The sequence below is a fragment of the Pseudomonas sp. CCC4.1 genome (assembly GCF_035019225.1).
Lineage (GTDB): Bacteria > Pseudomonadota > Gammaproteobacteria > Pseudomonadales > Pseudomonadaceae > Aquipseudomonas > Aquipseudomonas bubulae.
In genome coordinates this window covers 71,081-85,363 of record NZ_JASJWL010000011.1, presented here as the reverse complement: position 1 = coordinate 85,363, position 14,283 = coordinate 71,081, and the positions used below count along the sequence as shown (strand labels likewise).

Annotated in this window: 15 protein-coding genes and 1 pseudogene; 5 read left to right on the top strand and 11 right to left on the bottom strand. The window is 58.9% G+C overall.

Annotated elements, in window-relative coordinates; translation table 11 throughout:
* The first annotated feature begins 230 nt into the window (after window positions 1–230).
* Window positions 231–1,148 (top strand): sulfate adenylyltransferase subunit CysD, encoded by a 918-nt coding sequence (gene cysD / locus QN377_RS07280; RefSeq protein ID WP_095001155.1) that lies wholly within the window; start codon window positions 231–233, stop codon window positions 1,146–1,148.
* Window positions 1,149–1,157: 9 nt separating this feature from the next.
* Complete coding sequence (cysN, locus tag QN377_RS07275; protein WP_095018236.1) at window positions 1,158–3,056, top strand: sulfate adenylyltransferase subunit CysN; 1,899 nt, start codon at window positions 1,158–1,160, stop codon at window positions 3,054–3,056.
* 180 nt (window positions 3,057–3,236) lie between these two features.
* Here the strand turns inward: cysN and QN377_RS07270 are convergent, their stop codons facing one another.
* The 3 genes and pseudogenes from QN377_RS07270 to QN377_RS07260 all read right to left on the bottom strand — a co-directional run bounded on the left by QN377_RS07270 (window position 3,237) and on the right by QN377_RS07260 (window position 6,610).
* The gene (locus tag QN377_RS07270) at window positions 3,237–4,142 is read right to left on the bottom strand and encodes an acyltransferase (protein WP_095018235.1); all 906 of its coding nucleotides are present in this window, start codon (window positions 4,140–4,142) and stop codon (window positions 3,237–3,239) included.
* A complete protein-coding gene (pta, locus tag QN377_RS07265; RefSeq protein ID WP_133144311.1) occupies window positions 4,143–6,242 on the bottom strand; it encodes a phosphate acetyltransferase in 2,100 nt (699 codons plus the stop codon).
* A 60-nt stretch (window positions 6,243–6,302) separates the two neighbouring features.
* Window positions 6,303–6,610, bottom strand: a pseudogene (locus tag QN377_RS07260) (DUF3565 domain-containing protein).
* Here QN377_RS07260 and QN377_RS07255 point away from each other — a divergent pair.
* Together QN377_RS07255 and QN377_RS07250 are read left to right on the top strand one after the other, a co-directional pair.
* The gene (locus tag QN377_RS07255) at window positions 6,609–7,094 is read left to right on the top strand and encodes an FKBP-type peptidyl-prolyl cis-trans isomerase (protein WP_095001159.1); all 486 of its coding nucleotides are present in this window, start codon (window positions 6,609–6,611) and stop codon (window positions 7,092–7,094) included. The pseudogene QN377_RS07260 and the gene QN377_RS07255 sit on opposite strands and share 2 nt — an antisense overlap.
* 135 nt (window positions 7,095–7,229) lie before the next feature.
* Entirely contained in the window at window positions 7,230–7,712 is a 483-nt protein-coding gene (locus tag QN377_RS07250) for a glutathione peroxidase (RefSeq protein WP_095001160.1), read from the top strand.
* Here the strand turns inward: QN377_RS07250 and QN377_RS07245 are convergent.
* Both QN377_RS07245 and cysZ read right to left on the bottom strand, forming a co-directional pair.
* On the bottom strand, window positions 7,709–8,899 hold the full coding sequence (locus QN377_RS07245; RefSeq protein ID WP_322212413.1) for a glycosyltransferase family 1 protein: 1,191 nt from the start codon (window positions 8,897–8,899) through the stop codon (window positions 7,709–7,711). The two genes, QN377_RS07250 and QN377_RS07245, sit on opposite strands and share 4 nt — an antisense overlap.
* A gap of 61 nt (window positions 8,900–8,960) precedes the next feature.
* The gene (gene cysZ, locus QN377_RS07240; protein ID WP_095001162.1) at window positions 8,961–9,722 is read right to left on the bottom strand and encodes a sulfate transporter CysZ; all 762 of its coding nucleotides are present in this window, start codon (window positions 9,720–9,722) and stop codon (window positions 8,961–8,963) included.
* Between the two features lie 311 nt (window positions 9,723–10,033).
* Between cysZ and trxB the strand changes: the two genes are divergently transcribed.
* Window positions 10,034–10,996 carry a thioredoxin-disulfide reductase gene (trxB, locus tag QN377_RS07235; RefSeq protein WP_016781820.1) on the top strand — a complete coding sequence of 321 codons (963 nt, stop codon included), beginning with the start codon at window positions 10,034–10,036 and terminating at the stop codon, window positions 10,994–10,996.
* Between the two features lie 152 nt (window positions 10,997–11,148).
* Here the strand turns inward: trxB and QN377_RS07230 are convergent, their stop codons facing one another.
* The 6 genes from QN377_RS07230 to QN377_RS07205 all read right to left on the bottom strand — a co-directional run bounded on the left by QN377_RS07230 (window position 11,149) and on the right by QN377_RS07205 (window position 14,134).
* The gene (locus tag QN377_RS07230; RefSeq protein ID WP_095023070.1) at window positions 11,149–11,490 is read right to left on the bottom strand and encodes a HopJ type III effector protein; all 342 of its coding nucleotides are present in this window, start codon (window positions 11,488–11,490) and stop codon (window positions 11,149–11,151) included.
* On the bottom strand, window positions 11,483–11,779 hold the full coding sequence (locus QN377_RS07225) for a DUF1244 domain-containing protein (RefSeq protein ID WP_095023069.1): 297 nt from the start codon (window positions 11,777–11,779) through the stop codon (window positions 11,483–11,485). Before QN377_RS07225 ends, QN377_RS07230 begins: the two co-directional genes overlap by 8 nt.
* Window positions 11,780–11,793: 14 nt before the next feature.
* The gene (folX, locus tag QN377_RS07220) at window positions 11,794–12,180 is read right to left on the bottom strand and encodes a dihydroneopterin triphosphate 2'-epimerase (RefSeq protein WP_095001165.1); all 387 of its coding nucleotides are present in this window, start codon (window positions 12,178–12,180) and stop codon (window positions 11,794–11,796) included.
* A complete protein-coding gene (gene folE / locus QN377_RS07215; RefSeq protein ID WP_095001166.1) occupies window positions 12,180–12,740 on the bottom strand; it encodes a GTP cyclohydrolase I FolE in 561 nt (186 codons plus the stop codon). The genes folX and folE overlap by 1 nt, the downstream gene beginning before the upstream one ends.
* A 25-nt stretch (window positions 12,741–12,765) precedes the next feature.
* A complete protein-coding gene (gene folM / locus QN377_RS07210; protein WP_095023068.1) occupies window positions 12,766–13,476 on the bottom strand; it encodes a dihydromonapterin reductase in 711 nt (236 codons plus the stop codon).
* Between the two features lie 88 nt (window positions 13,477–13,564).
* Window positions 13,565–14,134 carry an antibiotic biosynthesis monooxygenase gene (locus QN377_RS07205; protein WP_095001168.1) on the bottom strand — a complete coding sequence of 190 codons (570 nt, stop codon included), beginning with the start codon at window positions 14,132–14,134 and terminating at the stop codon, window positions 13,565–13,567.
* Window positions 14,135–14,283: the final 149 nt, after the last annotated feature.

The window sequence follows — 14,283 nt, the reverse complement described above, 5'->3', positions numbered from 1 at the left end:
TGTGGGAGCGGGCTTGCTCGCGATCGAATCAACGCGTTCTTGCTGTATAACCGCATTGCCTGCATCGCGAGCAAGCCCGCTCCCACATGGAGTAATCGCCCAAACTCCGAGGTCTATTCTTAGACCGTTTCGATCTAGTTGGCGCCATCTATAGAAGAGGGTGCTGTGCTAGCATTCGCCCCTCGAACACGGCCCGCAGGCCGTTCATAAGATAGCTTTCGTGAGTAGCCATGGTCGACAAACTGACGCACCTGAAACAGCTGGAGGCGGAAAGCATCCACATCATCCGCGAGGTGGCCGCCGAGTTCGATAACCCGGTGATGCTGTACTCGATCGGTAAAGATTCCGCCGTGATGCTGCACCTTGCTCGCAAGGCGTTTTTCCCTGGCAAGCTGCCGTTTCCGGTGATGCATGTCGACACCCAGTGGAAATTCCAGGAGATGTACAGCTTTCGCGACAAGATGGTCGCCGAGCTGGGCCTGGACCTGATCACTCACGTCAACCCGGACGGCGTGGCACAAGGGATTAACCCTTTCACCCACGGCAGCGCCAAGCATACCGATATCATGAAGACCGAGGGCCTTAAGCAGGCTCTGGACAAATACGGTTTTGATGCCGCCTTTGGTGGTGCGCGTCGCGATGAAGAAAAATCCCGTGCCAAAGAGCGCGTGTATTCCTTCCGTGACAGCAAGCACCGCTGGGACCCGAAAAATCAGCGGCCCGAGTTGTGGAACGTCTACAACGGCAACGTCAACAAGGGCGAATCGATTCGCGTGTTCCCGTTGTCGAACTGGACCGAGCTGGATATCTGGCAGTACATCTACCTCGAAGGCATCCCGATTGTGCCGCTGTACTTCGCCGCAGAACGCGAGGTGATCGAGAAGAACGGCACGCTGATCATGATCGACGACGAGCGCATCCTTGAGCACCTGTCTGATGAAGACAAGGCGCGTATCGTCAAGAAAAAGGTCCGTTTCCGTACGCTTGGCTGCTACCCGCTGACCGGCGCGGTGGAGTCCGAGGCTGAAACCCTGACCGACATCATCCAGGAAATGCTCCTGACGCGAACTTCCGAGCGCCAGGGCCGAGTCATCGACCACGATGGCGCAGGCTCGATGGAAGATAAAAAACGTCAAGGTTATTTCTAAGGGGTTGTCATGTCGCACGTATCTGATTTGATCAGCGAGGACATCCTCGCCTACCTGGGCCAGCACGAACGCAAAGAAATGCTGCGTTTCCTGACCTGTGGCAACGTCGACGACGGCAAGAGCACCCTGATCGGGCGCTTGCTGCACGACTCCAAGATGATCTACGAAGACCATCTGGAAGCCATTACCCGCGACTCGAAAAAAAGCGGTACCACGGGCGACGATATCGACCTGGCGCTGCTGGTAGACGGCCTGCAAGCTGAGCGCGAGCAGGGTATTACCATCGACGTGGCTTATCGTTATTTCTCCACCGCCAAGCGCAAATTCATCATTGCCGACACCCCTGGCCATGAGCAGTACACCCGCAACATGGCCACCGGTGCATCGACCTGTGACCTGGCGATCATTCTGGTGGATGCCCGTTACGGCGTGCAGACCCAGACCCGTCGCCACAGCTTTATTGCCTCGTTGCTGGGCATCAAGCATATCGTCGTGGCCATCAACAAGATGGACCTCAAGGGTTTCGACGAGGGTGTGTTCGAGTCGATCAAGGCCGACTACCTGAAGTTCGCCGAAGGCTTGAAGATGAAGCCTACCAGCCTGCACTTTGTGCCGATGTCCGCCCTTAAAGGCGACAACGTGGTGAACAAGTCCGAGCGCTCGCCGTGGTACACCGGCCAGTCGCTGATGGAAATCCTCGAAACCGTGGAAGTGGCGGCCGACCGCAACCTCACCGACCTGCGCTTCCCGGTGCAGTACGTGAACCGTCCGAACCTGAACTTCCGTGGTTTTGCCGGTACCCTGGCCAGCGGCATCGTGCACAAGGGCGATGAAATCGTCGTATTGCCGTCGGGCAAGAGCAGCCGGGTCAAATCCATCGTCACCTTTGAAGGTGAGCTGGAACACGCAGGCCCGGGCCAGGCAGTTACGCTGACCATGGAAGACGAGATCGACATCTCCCGTGGCGACCTGTTGGTGCATGCCGACAATGTGCCGCTGGTGACTGACAACTTCGAAGCCATGCTGGTGTGGATGGCTGAAGAGCCGATGCTGCCGGGCAAGAAGTACGACATCAAGCGCGCCACCAGCTATGTGCCAGGTTCGATTGCCAGCATCGTCAACAAGGTCGATGTGAACACCCTGGAAGAGGGCCCGGCCAGCGCCTTGCAACTGAACGAGATCGGCAAGGTCAAGATCAGCCTCGATGCACCGATCGCCCTGGACGGCTACGCCAGCAACCGCACCACCGGTTCGTTTATCATCATCGACCGTTTGACCAATGGCACTGTCGGTGCCGGGATGATCGTTGCGCAGCCGTTGAGTCATGGCAGCGCGACCCATCATGGCAAACTGGCGCATGTGGCGGTTGAAGAGCGTGCCCAGCGCTTTGGCCAGCAACCCGCCACAGTGCTGTTCAGCGGCCTGTCCGGCGCCGGCAAGAGCACTCTGGCCTATGCTGTTGAGCGCAAGCTGTTCGACATGGGCCGTGCGGTGTTTGTACTCGATGGTCAGAACCTGCGCCATGACCTGAACAAGGGGCTGCCACAGGATCGTGCCGGTCGTACGGAAAACTGGCGTCGTGCCGCTCACGTGGCGCGTCAGTTTAACGAAGCGGGCTTGCTGACATTGGCCGCGTTCGTGGCACCGGATGCCGAAGGCCGTGAACAGGCGAAGGCGCTGATCGGCAGCGACCGTCTGCTTACCGTGTATGTGCAGGCATCCCCGGCCGTATGCGCCGAGCGAGACCCGCAAGGTTTGTATGCGGCGGGTGGCGACAATATTCCGGGTGAGTCCTTCCCGTATGACGTGCCGTTGAATGCCGACCTGGTGGTCGACACGCAAACGCTGTCACTGGAAGAAAGCGTCAAGCAGGTGCTGGACCTGTTGCGTCAACGCGGCGCAATTTAAGCCGCACTAAAAAGCCCGCCACCGAGTGATCGGTGGCGGGCTTTTTGTTGGGCGCTGTATTTTCCCCCAGCCCTCTCCCGAGGGAGAGGGAGCTGATTTGTGGTGTTGTACAGGTCTGCTTTTGCCTTTAGTCCCCTCTCCCTTTGGGAGAGGGTTAGGGTGAGGGGCTTTTGATCTTCTTCACTGTGCCGGATAGTCCCGATGCAACTGCTCCAGCAAGCGGTCCTTCTCTTCCCAGAGCTGGTTGATCCAGCCCTGGAACGCCAGGCGGTACTCCGGGTCCTGGTCGTAGTTCTTGCCCAGGAATTCATCGGGTATTTGCAGCTCTTCAAACACCACGACTACGTCCTTCACATTGCCGCACAACAAGTCCCAGTACCCCGGACGCCCGCCCGGGTAGTGGATGGTCACGTTGACGATTGATTTCAGCTGTTCGCCCATCGCGTCCAGGACGAAGGCGATACCGCCGGCCTTGGGCTTGAGCAGGTAGCGAAACGGCGAGTTCTGTTGCGCATGCTTGGCTTCGGTGAAGCGCGTGCCTTCGACGAAGTTGAAGATGCCCACCGACTGGTTCTTGAATTTGGCGCAGGTCTTGCGCGTAGTTGCCAGGTCAGCGCCTTTCTTTTCCGGGTGCCTGGCCAGGTACGCCTTCGAATAGCGTTTCATAAACGGAAAGCCCAGTGCCCACCACGCCAGGCCAATCACCGGAACCCAGATCAGTTCCTGTTTAAGGAAGAACTTCAGCGGACGGATGCGTTTGTTAAGCACATATTGAAGCACCATGATGTCAACCCAGCTCTGGTGGTTGCTGGTCACCAGATACGAGTGCTCATAGTCCAGCCCTTCAAGGCCCTTGATATGCCAGCGGGTCTTGCGTATCAGGTCCATCCAGCGGTTGTTGTTGCCGACCCAGGCTTCGTGGATCCGGCGCATCAATTCGTCGGTCAGCCGTTGCGCCGCCGGGAACGGCAGGCACAGCTTGAAAATCGCGACGATAAACAACGGCGTGCAACACAGGATGGTGTTGATCGCCAGCAGCAGTGAAGCGATGACGCCGCGTATCGGCGCAGGCAGAAAGTCCAGCATTTACACATCCATAGGTCGGTTGGCGGCTTGAATCGCCGTAAGGGCGATGGTGTAGACGATATCGTCCACTTGTGCGCCGCGAGGCAGATCGTTTACCGGTTTGCGCAGGCCTTGCAGCATAGGCCCCAGGCTGACGCAGTCAGCGCTGCGCTGTACGGCTTTGTGCGTGGTGTTGCCGGTATTGAGGTCGGGGAACACAAATACCGTGGCCCGGCCCGCCACCTGGCTGTTGGGCGCCAGTTGCCTGGCCACCACTTCGTTGGCTGCTGCGTCGTATTGCAACGGGCCGTCGATCAGCAGCGCATGTTGCGCTTCGTGCGCCAGAAGGGTGGCTTCGCGAACTTTTTCGACTTCTTCACCACTGGCCGATTCGCCGCTGGAATAGCTGATCATGGCTACCCGTGGGGTAATGCCGAACGCAGCGGCAGAGTCGGCACTTTGCAGGGCGATCTCAGCCAGTTCAGTGGCGCTGGGGTGCGGGTTCATGACGCAGTCGCCATACACCAGCACCTGCTCGGGGAACAACATGAAGAACACGGATGACACCAGCGTACAGCCCGGCGCGGTTTTGATCAGTTGCAGGGCAGGGCGGATGGTGTTGGCGGTGGAGTGGATCACCCCTGAAACCAGGCCGTCGACCTCATCCAGCGCCAGCATCATGGTACCAATCACCACCGGGTCTTCCAGTTGTTGCTCGGCCATCGGCGCGTTGAGGCTTTTGGTTTTGCGCAGGGCTACCATCGGTTCGACGTACCGGCCGCGGATCAGGTCCGGGTCAAGAATCTCCAGTCCTTCGGGCAGTTCAAAACCGTGGGCCTTGGCCACTGCCTGGACTTCTTCGGGCTTGGCCAGCAATACACAACGGGCGATACCGCGTGCCTGGCAAATGGCCGCAGCCTGTACGGTCAGGGGTTCGCTGCCTTCGGGCAGGACAATGCGCTTGTTGGCCTGCTGGGCGCGCTGGATCAACTGATAGCGAAAAACTGCAGGGGTGAGGCGCATTTCGCGGGGTGTACCGCAACGCTGGTGCAGCCAGTGGGCATCGAGGTGGCTGGCGACGAAATCAGTGATGATTTCCGCGCGCTCGCGGTCATCGATGGGAATTTCCTTGTTCAGGCCGTTGAGACGGTTGGCGGTGTCGTACGAGCCGGTACTCACCGACAGCACCGGCAGCCCGGCCTGCAAGGCGCCACGGCAGAGTTCCATCAGGCGTGGGTCGGGCTGGGTGTCACTGGTCAGCAGCAGGCCGGCCAGCGGGACGCCGTTCATGGCGGCGAGGCTCACGGCCAGGATAATGTCGTCGCGATCTCCCGGGGTGACCACCAGCACGCCCGGTTTGAGCAGTTGCAGGGTGTTGAGCACCGTGCGTGCGCAGAGGATGATTTTCGACATGCGACGGGTTTCATAGTCCCCGGCATTGAGCACCTGGGCTCCCAGCAATTCGGCCACATCGCGGGTGCGTGGAGCATTCAGCTCGGGCTGAAAGGGAATGCAGCCCAGCAACTTGAAATCACCACTGCGCAGCAGCGGCGAATGCTCTTTGAGGCGTGCCGCAAAAGCGTCCATGCTTTCGTCGGTGCGCACCTTGTTGAGGATCACGCCCAGCACTTTCGGGTCTTTTGGCCCGCCAAACAGCTGGGCCTGCAACTCCACCCGGCCCGACAGCTCGGTCAGCACTTCGTTTTCCGGCGCCGAGACCAGGATCACTTCAGCATCCAGGCTCTTGGCCAGGTGCAGGTTGACCCGTGCCGCGTAGCTGGCCGTGCGGGTGGGCACCATGCCTTCGACAATCAGCACGTCCTTGCCGATGGCCGCTTGTTGATAGAGGTTGATGATTTCTTCGAGCAACTCATCGAGCTGGCCGTCACCCAGCATGCGCTCGACATGGGCCAGGCCCAGCGGGGTAGGCGGCTTGAGGCCGTGGGTGCGGGCCACCAGTTCAGTGGAGCGCTCCGGCCCCAAATCCCCCGGGTGCGGCTGGGCAATGGGCTTGAAAAAACCGACTTTAAGCCCGGCGCGCTCAAGAGTGCGAACCAGGCCCAGGCTAATGGATGTCAGACCCACACCAAAATCGGTGGGCGCGATAAAGAAAGTTTGCATGCGAGCTTCCTGACGTGGCAGTGCAAGGGCAACACCCTTTAAACGGGGCTTGTGCCTGAATCAATTGCCAAGATTAGCGCTATCCGCCTCTTGAACACACCAGCCACAGGCAAAGGGCTGGCCTATTTTGGCCTGGCGTTGCCCGGGATCAAGCACCCACGGCCGGGATTGCCAGGGCGGTTGATGGCGCTGGTGCTGTGTGTGGCCACAGGAGAGCACGGCAACCCAGTGCTGCTCCTCATCCTGACGCCAGCCAATGATCGTTGAAGTTTTCAAAATTATCCGTTGGTCTTGGTTGTGTTCGCTTTCGGGCGATTGCTTGGTTAAACTTGCGAACTCATTATTTTTTGCAAAAGGTCTCGCCCCATGACGATCGCCGCTAACAAGGCTGTCTCCATCGACTATACCCTGACCAACGACGCTGGTGAGGTCATCGACAGCTCCGCCGGCGGCGCGCCGCTGGTTTACCTGCAAGGCGCTGGCAACATCATCCCGGGTCTGGAAAAGGCTCTGGTTGGCAAGGCCGTCGGTGACGAGCTGGACGTTACCGTTGAGCCGGAAGACGCGTACGGCGAGTACTCCGCCGAACTGGTCAGCACCTTGAGCAGCAGCATGTTCGAAGGCGTTGACCAACTGGAAGTTGGCATGCAGTTCCACGCTTCGGCGCCGGACGGCCAAATGCAGATCGTGACCATCCGTGACCTGGACGGCGACGACGTGACTGTAGACGGTAACCACCCACTGGCTGGTCAGCGTCTGAACTTCAAGGTCAAGGTTGTGGCCATCCGTGACGCGAGCGAAGAAGAAATCGCTCACGGCCACGTACACGGTGAAGGCGGTCATCAGCACTGACAAGTGCTGCTACGCTCACATGAGAGCTAGCCAGGAAAGGCGCCTACGGGCGCCTTTTTGCATCCTGGATTATGAGGGCAATCGGCAGGCTGAACGATTGTTTGAATGTGGATACGGGAATTTTTGGAGTCCGTCATGAGTGCATTTCACGAACTTACCCTGGACGCGCTGGATGGCAAGCCGCTGCCGCTGGAGACTTTTAAAGGCAAAGTGGTGCTGGTAGTGAATGTCGCCTCCAAGTGCGGTTTGACCCCTCAGTACGCAGCCCTGGAAAACCTCTACCAGCAATTCAAGGGCAAGGGCTTCAGCGTTCTAGGCGTGCCATGCAATCAGTTCGCCGGGCAGGAACCGGGGAGCGAGCAGGATATCCAGGCGTTTTGCAGCCTCAACTACGGCGTCACTTTCCCTCTGAGCAGCAAGCTTGAGGTCAACGGGCCTGACCGCCATCAGCTTTATCGGTTGCTGGCAGGCGAGGGCGCCGAATTTGAAGGGGAAATTACCTGGAACTTCGAGAAGTTTCTGGTTGGCAAGGATGGCCGGGTATTGGCGCGTTTCTCACCGCGTACCGCCCCAGACGATGCCACGGTCATTCAGGCCATTGAGAAGTCCCTGGCCTAAGGCTTTTTTACGGTCATCGGAACCGGCACCGGGGCTGCGTATTCGCGGCCCTGGCTAGCCTGCTGCAACTGGTTTTCGAACTGCTCGACAATCCCCGTCCAGCTTTGCCGACTGGCATGGCGACGGGCATTGAGGCGCAGGGTGCGCAAGGTTTCCGGGTCATCAAGCAGCCAGCAGGCGGCTTCGATCCAGGCGTATTCATCCCCCGGCATGGCCAGTACGCCGTTGTAGCCATGACGAATATGCAAGCCGGCAGCAGCCTCGTCATAGGCCACCACTCCCAGGCCTGAAGCCTGGGCTTCGAGCACCACGTTGCCGAAGGTTTCGCTCAGGCTGGGAAACAAAAACACGTCACCGGATGCGTAATGGCACGCTAGCGCTTCGCCAGACTGCTGCCCGCAAAAAATGGCCTCAGGCAACGAGGCTTCCAGTGAGGCACGTTTTGAGCCGTTGCCCACCACGATCAATTTGAAGCGGCGTGCGGGATAACGGGCTTGTAGTTCATCGAAACAGCGCTTGAGTGCGTCCAGATTTTTTTCCGGTGCCAAGCGTCCTACATACAACAGGGCAATATCGTTTTCTCTGAGCCCCCAACTCTGGCGCAAGGCATTCTGACGTTTTGCCGGGCTGAACAGCTGGCTATCGACGCCACGGGGCAGCAGCTCCAGGCGTTCAAAATGCCTGCGCTCAAGTTCTACGCGTTGGCTGGCACTGGGCACCAGGGTCATTGCCGAGCGGTTGTGAAACCCGCGCAGGTAGTGAGTCAGCGCCCGGGTAAACAGGGTCAGGCCATGCTGGCGCAAGTACTGCTGAAAATTGGTATGAAAGCCGGTGACCGCGGTAATGCCGAGGCGTCGGGCAACCCTGAGTGCGCACAGCCCAAGGGGCCCCTCTGTGGCGATATAAACCACGTCAGGGGGGTGCTGGCACCAGCGCCTGGTCAGGCGATGGGTGGAGGTCAGGCCCCATTGCAGGCCGGGATAACCGGGCAGCGGCCAACCGCGGCAGAGCATCAGGTCGTCGCTGCTGCGCTGATTGCCATCGGCGCTCTGGCGTGGGCGTATCAGTTGCACGCGGTGGTTGCGGGCGCGCAAGCCATCACACAGGTGGCCAAGGGTATTGGCCACGCCATTGATTTCAGGGGCGAAGGTTTCGGTAACAAGTGCGATATGAAGGGCTGTGGTCATGACCCCAGTGTGCGTTGGGGTCATGACGTCAATGTGTCACGGTGATGATGGAATGATGAAGTCAGCGGCTGCGGTTGGCGGCTGCCAGCGCTTCATCGCCACGCTCGCGTACCCAGAACAGGGTTGCACCGGCAACGGCTGCGGGCATCATCAGGATATTGACCACCGGGATCAGCAACACCAGATAGACGATGCCGCCAAAACTCATGCTCTGCCAGCGTTTTTCGCGCAGCCAGGCGAGCATCTCGTTCCAGCCCAGCTTGTGGTTGTCGGCCGGGTAGTCGATGTACTGGATGGCCATCATCCAGATCCCGAACAGCAGCCACAGCGGTGCCGCGATCAGGTTGAGCACCGGAATAAACGAGAGGATCAGCAGGGCAATGGCCCGCGGCAGAAAGTAGCCCAGCTTGCGCATTTCACGGGCCAGGGTGCGCGGCACCATGGCGGCCAGTTCGCCCCAGCTGAACGGTGGCGAATTATCGACCCCGCGCACCACGGCTTCGACCTTCTCCGAGAGAAAACCGTTAAATGGCGCGGCGATGATGTTGGCCAGCATGGTGAAGGTGAAAAACACCATCAACGCCACCAGCACCACGAACAGTGGCCACAACACGTAGTTGAGGAAACCGAGCCAGTTGGGCAGGGTCGGCATCAAGGTATCGACCCAGAGGCTGAACTGATGCCCGGCGAAATAAATCAATCCGACGAACAGCACCAGATTGATCAGTAACGGCAGCAGCACGAACAGGCGCAAGCCAGGGCTGAGGATCAACTTAAGGCCTTCACGCAGGTACTGCGGGCCAGAGAGAACAGGGGCGGGCATAGCGTGCTCCGAACAGTGGAAAACCGGGCGACCTTAGCGGCTTTGTCCGCAGGACGAAAGCCTTGTCGCAGTATCGACAATAACTGTAACAAAGCCGTCTAAAATCGACTTCGACTACATAGAGACCTGCTATGAGCTGGATTGTTAATGCGTATTTCCTTACTCTCTGCGGCCTCTATATGCTTCACCCATATTTTTCAGGATCTGCGCGTTGCAGGCATAGCCTGGGCAGGTTTACGGTTTCTTTTTATTCCAGCCGGTAAAGCGGCGTTCCGACCCGGTTTCAATGCGGGCGGTCATAGGAGTGAGTCATGTCTGAAGTACGTCATTCGCGTGTGATTATTCTGGGTTCCGGCCCTGCCGGTTACAGCGCCGCTGTCTATGCGGCCCGCGCCAACCTCAAACCACTGCTGATCACGGGCATGCAGGCTGGCGGTCAACTGACCACCACCACCGAAGTCGACAACTGGCCCGGTGATGTTCACGGCCTGACCGGCCCGGCCTTGATGGAACGCATGCGTGAGCATGCGGAGCGTTTCGAGACGGAAATCATTTTCGACCACATCAATGAAGTGGACCTGAAAAATCGTCCGTTCACCCTCAAGGGTGACAGCGGTACATTCACCTGCGACGCACTGATCATCGCTACCGGCGCCAGCGCCCGTTATCTGGGCTTGCCGTCGGAAGAAGCATTCATGGGCAAAGGCGTTTCTGCCTGTGCGACCTGTGACGGTTTCTTCTACCGCAACAAACCTGTTGCCGTAGTGGGTGGTGGTAACACCGCGGTTGAAGAGGCCCTGTACCTGGCCAATATCGCCAGCAAAGTAACCCTGGTTCACCGTCGCGAAACCTTCCGCGCCGAGAAGATCCTGATCGACAAGCTGCACGCCCGTGTTGCTGAAGGCAAGATCGAACTCAAGCTGAATGCGACCCTGGACGAAGTGCTGGGCGACAACATGGGTGTGACCGGTGCGCGCCTGAAGAACAACGACGGCAGCTTTGACGAGCTGAAAGTCGATGGCGTATTTATCGCCATCGGCCACACACCGAACACTTCGTTGTTCGAAGGCCAGCTTGAGCTTAAAGACGGCTACATGGTTGTGCAGGGCGGCCGTGAAGGCAACGCTACTGCGACCAGCGTTGAAGGCGTGTTTGCTGCGGGCGACGTGGCGGACCACGTTTATCGTCAGGCCATCACCTCGGCTGGCGCCGGTTGCATGGCAGCGCTGGACACCGAGCGCTACCTGGACGGCCTGCAGAACGCCCAGTTCTGATAGCCTGCTTCAACAAAAAAACCGGCCTTGGCCGGTTTTTTTGTGTCTGCCCTGTGGGAGCGGGCTTGCTCGCGATGGGATCGCAGCGGTGTAACTGAAAAAAATCGGCGCCTGCATCGCGAGCAAGCCCGCTCCCACGATGAGTTGCAGTATTACACCTTGCGCGTAAGCGGCTGGGCTTCGAACTTGACCCCGGCCAGGCCGTGGGCAATCAGTGCGCGAATGTTGCTGTGGTCTGTGCCTTCAGGCGTGGCCAGTACCGAGCGGTAGTGTTCGCCGAAAGCCAGCAGGGTTTCCTGGTCGCTCAAACCTTCCAGCAGGGCCAGGCCCAGGGTCTTGCACGAACCTTCATTTTGCCCTGCAGCGTTTTCCACACCGCCGTTGATGAAGCTCTGAGGCTGGTAATCGTAGTGCGCGCCAATAAACGCCAGGGTATCGGCAAAAACGTGCTCGCCGCTGTTGAGGCTGGCGCGCAGGGTGTTCAAATCAGTCATGCTTTTTTCCTTGGGTGAACGCCGCCGTCTGTTCGGCGCTGGCTTCTTTCTGGTACTGGGCTTTCCACTCGGCATACGGCATGCCGTAGACCACTTGGCGTGCATCATCGAGGCTGATGGCGATCTGGCGCTCGTCTGCTGCGGCCTTGTACCACTTGGACAGGCAATTGCGGCAAAAACCCGAGAGGTTCATCAGGTCTATGTTTTGCACGTCCTTGCGGCTGTCCAGGTGCGCGACAAGGCGGCGAAAGGCGGCTGCCTCCAGTTCAAGCTGTTCTTGAGGTGTCATGGGGTTCACCGGGGTTATGAGGTTGCAGTCTGACGGCTCGCCGCCAGTGTAATCGACACCGATTCGGCAAAACGCAGCGCGTGCGGTTTGTCGACTTCGACTTCGGCATACAGTACCGCGTCGTTGGCCATCACCAGATCCAGCAACTCCTGGGTCAGGCGCTCAAGCAGGGCGAAGCGGTTCTCTTCGACATGCTGGATCACGGCCTTGGTGATGGTGCGATAATTGAGCGCGTGGTCGATATCGTTATCGCGCACCGCCTCCTGCGCCGCGTAGAGGATGGTGAGGTTGATCAACACATCCTGCTTGTTGAGGATTTCTTCCTCATTGATGCCGATATAGGTACGCAGGCACAAGTCCTTGACGCGAATACGGGCCATTCCTGGCTGAAGTTGTGGCATTACGACTTGCTCCGTCCAATCAGTTGCAAGAACTCCATGCGGGTGCTCGGTTCGCGGAAGGCGCCGAGCATGACCGAGGTGTTCATGGTCGAATTCTGTTTTTCTACGCCGCGCATCATCATGCACATATGCTGGGCTTCGATCACCACGGCCACACCGGCAGCCTGGGTGACGCTTTCGATGGCGTCCGCGATTTCCCGGGTGAGGTTTTCCTGGATCTGCAGGCGCCGGGCAAACATGTCGACAATGCGGGCGATTTTCGACAGCCCCAGTACCTTGCCCGTCGGTATATAGGCCACATGGGCCTTGCCGATAAAGGGCAGCAGGTGATGCTCGCACAATGAGTACAGCTCGATATTGGCCACGATCACCATTTCGTCACTGTCAGAGGCGAAGAGGGCGCCGTTGACGATTTTCTCCACGCTCTGCTCGTAGCCATGACACAGGTATTGCATGGCTTTGGCGGCGCGTTTGGGGGTGTCGAGCAGGCCTTCGCGCTCAGGGTCTTCGCCTAAACCAATAAGAATCTCGCGGTAATGCTCAGGCAGTGATGCGCTCATCTAAGTACTTCCTCGCGGGGCGGCATTATTTTAAATGCCGGCCGCCGTTGACGGTCAGGGTGGTGCCGGTCACATACGGGTTGTCCAGCAGATAGCGCAGGCTGCGGTAAATCACCTCGGCGCCGGGCTCGATGCCCAGCACGGATTTGGCCAGCGCTTGGGTGCGGTACGCCGCATCGTCGTCGGGGTTGAACATCAGCAAGGCCGGGGCGATACCGTTGACTTTGATCTGTGGCGCCAGTTTAGCCGCGAATGACAGGGTCAGGCTGTCGAGCCCGGCTTTGGTTGCGCAATAGGCCATATGCTTGCTGCTGCCCTTGCGTGTTACATCATCGCTGATATGCACAATATCTGCAGGGTTCGAGCGTTTGAGCAGCTCGCTGCAATGCAGGTTGATCAGATATGGCGCGAGCATATGCACGCTGAACATGTGCAAAAAGGCGCTGGTTTCTGTCTGTGGGGTTTCTTCCAGCCAGGCCGAGGCGTTGTGGACAATCGCCCGCAAGCTGTCGGTGTGTATTTTCAGCCGTTCGATAAAATCGAGAATGCCGGCCTCGGTCGAAAAGTCGGCAAACAGCGCAATGGCACCCAGGTCGCGGAGAATTTGCACGCCGGGTTTTTCACTGCGATAAGTGAACATCACCGGATAGCCGTCGGCCAGCAGCTGCTGCGCACAATGCAGGCCAACGCGCTGGCCTGCGCCAGTGATCAGAATCGGTGCGGTAGAAGTGGGCATGACGTACTCGGTGCACAAAAGCCGGAAACAGTCGCGGCGCAATGGCAAAACTATACCAGTGTCCGCGACCTGACGGCCAAGCCCGAGATTAGTGGCGCGGTGTCGCGATAGCACTGCGCAGGGGTTTGCCTGGGGTGCTGTGCAGCCAACCTGCCAGCAAGTGGGTAGAGAGTGGAATAAACAGGTAAACCATCAGCGGCGTCAGGGCCAGGGTACTGACCAGTACCCGTGGCAACAGGGCTAACTCGCCGAGCAAGGGGGCGCATACAAAGTTGAACAGGAGTGAGACCGGGAAGAACGCCAGCCAGATGGCGACTGCCTGCTTCCAGCGGGGCGGTCTTTGCCCGGTATTACCAAACCAGCCGTCGATGCCGCTGACCCGGTGCTCGGAAGGGTTGGCGAAGAGGTCGCTGCCACGCAGCAACCAGGCCTTGCGCGAGACGGAGTGCTCCCAGGCATGCAAGGTGGATTCGTCGGCAAAGCGGAAGATGATTTGAAATTCGTCGTCGCCCGGTGGCGGCGCCAGAACGCCCGAGCCCAGGTAGCCGGCAAAGTCCGTGGCCAGCTGTTCGCCTTCGTGCAGCCAGGCGATCAGTTCCTGGTAGCGGCCTTTGGCGACACGGCGCGCAACCATCAATGTGACAGGGGAGGTAGACATTGTGTATCTCCATGAGGCTGATGCTGCCCGGGTAGGGCAATCACAAAACACGGCGCCGGGGTGGTGGGCCATGTCCGTAAAAACAAGCAAGGATTGTTCCTGAATACACACAGCGCCGTTTGTGGGAGCGGGCATCACCGCGGCTCACC

What these genes read in the sequence shown, in the direction of transcription:
- cysD (WP_095001155.1), top strand. Translation starts at nt 231, where the DNA reads ATGGTCGACAAACTGACGCACCTGAAACAGCTGGAGGCGGAAAGCATC.
- QN377_RS07250 (WP_095001160.1), top strand. Translation starts at nt 7,230, where the DNA reads ATGAGTGCATTTCACGAACTTACCCTGGACGCGCTGGATGGCAAGCCG.
- QN377_RS07225 (WP_095023069.1), bottom strand. Translation starts at nt 11,779, where the DNA reads ATGACACCTCAAGAACAGCTTGAACTGGAGGCAGCCGCCTTTCGCCGC.
- QN377_RS07270 (WP_095018235.1), bottom strand. Translation starts at nt 4,142, where the DNA reads ATGCTGGACTTTCTGCCTGCGCCGATACGCGGCGTCATCGCTTCACTG.
- folM (WP_095023068.1), bottom strand. Translation starts at nt 13,476, where the DNA reads ATGCCCACTTCTACCGCACCGATTCTGATCACTGGCGCAGGCCAGCGC.
- QN377_RS07230 (WP_095023070.1), bottom strand. Translation starts at nt 11,490, where the DNA reads ATGACTGATTTGAACACCCTGCGCGCCAGCCTCAACAGCGGCGAGCAC.
- cysZ (WP_095001162.1), bottom strand. Translation starts at nt 9,722, where the DNA reads ATGCCCGCCCCTGTTCTCTCTGGCCCGCAGTACCTGCGTGAAGGCCTT.
- QN377_RS07255 (WP_095001159.1), top strand. Translation starts at nt 6,609, where the DNA reads ATGACGATCGCCGCTAACAAGGCTGTCTCCATCGACTATACCCTGACC.
- pta (WP_133144311.1), bottom strand. Translation starts at nt 6,242, where the DNA reads ATGCAAACTTTCTTTATCGCGCCCACCGATTTTGGTGTGGGTCTGACA.
- QN377_RS07245 (WP_322212413.1), bottom strand. Translation starts at nt 8,899, where the DNA reads ATGACCACAGCCCTTCATATCGCACTTGTTACCGAAACCTTCGCCCCT.
- trxB (WP_016781820.1), top strand. Translation starts at nt 10,034, where the DNA reads ATGTCTGAAGTACGTCATTCGCGTGTGATTATTCTGGGTTCCGGCCCT.
- cysN (WP_095018236.1), top strand. Translation starts at nt 1,158, where the DNA reads ATGTCGCACGTATCTGATTTGATCAGCGAGGACATCCTCGCCTACCTG.
- QN377_RS07205 (WP_095001168.1), bottom strand. Translation starts at nt 14,134, where the DNA reads ATGTCTACCTCCCCTGTCACATTGATGGTTGCGCGCCGTGTCGCCAAA.
- folX (WP_095001165.1), bottom strand. Translation starts at nt 12,180, where the DNA reads ATGCCACAACTTCAGCCAGGAATGGCCCGTATTCGCGTCAAGGACTTG.
- folE (WP_095001166.1), bottom strand. Translation starts at nt 12,740, where the DNA reads ATGAGCGCATCACTGCCTGAGCATTACCGCGAGATTCTTATTGGTTTA.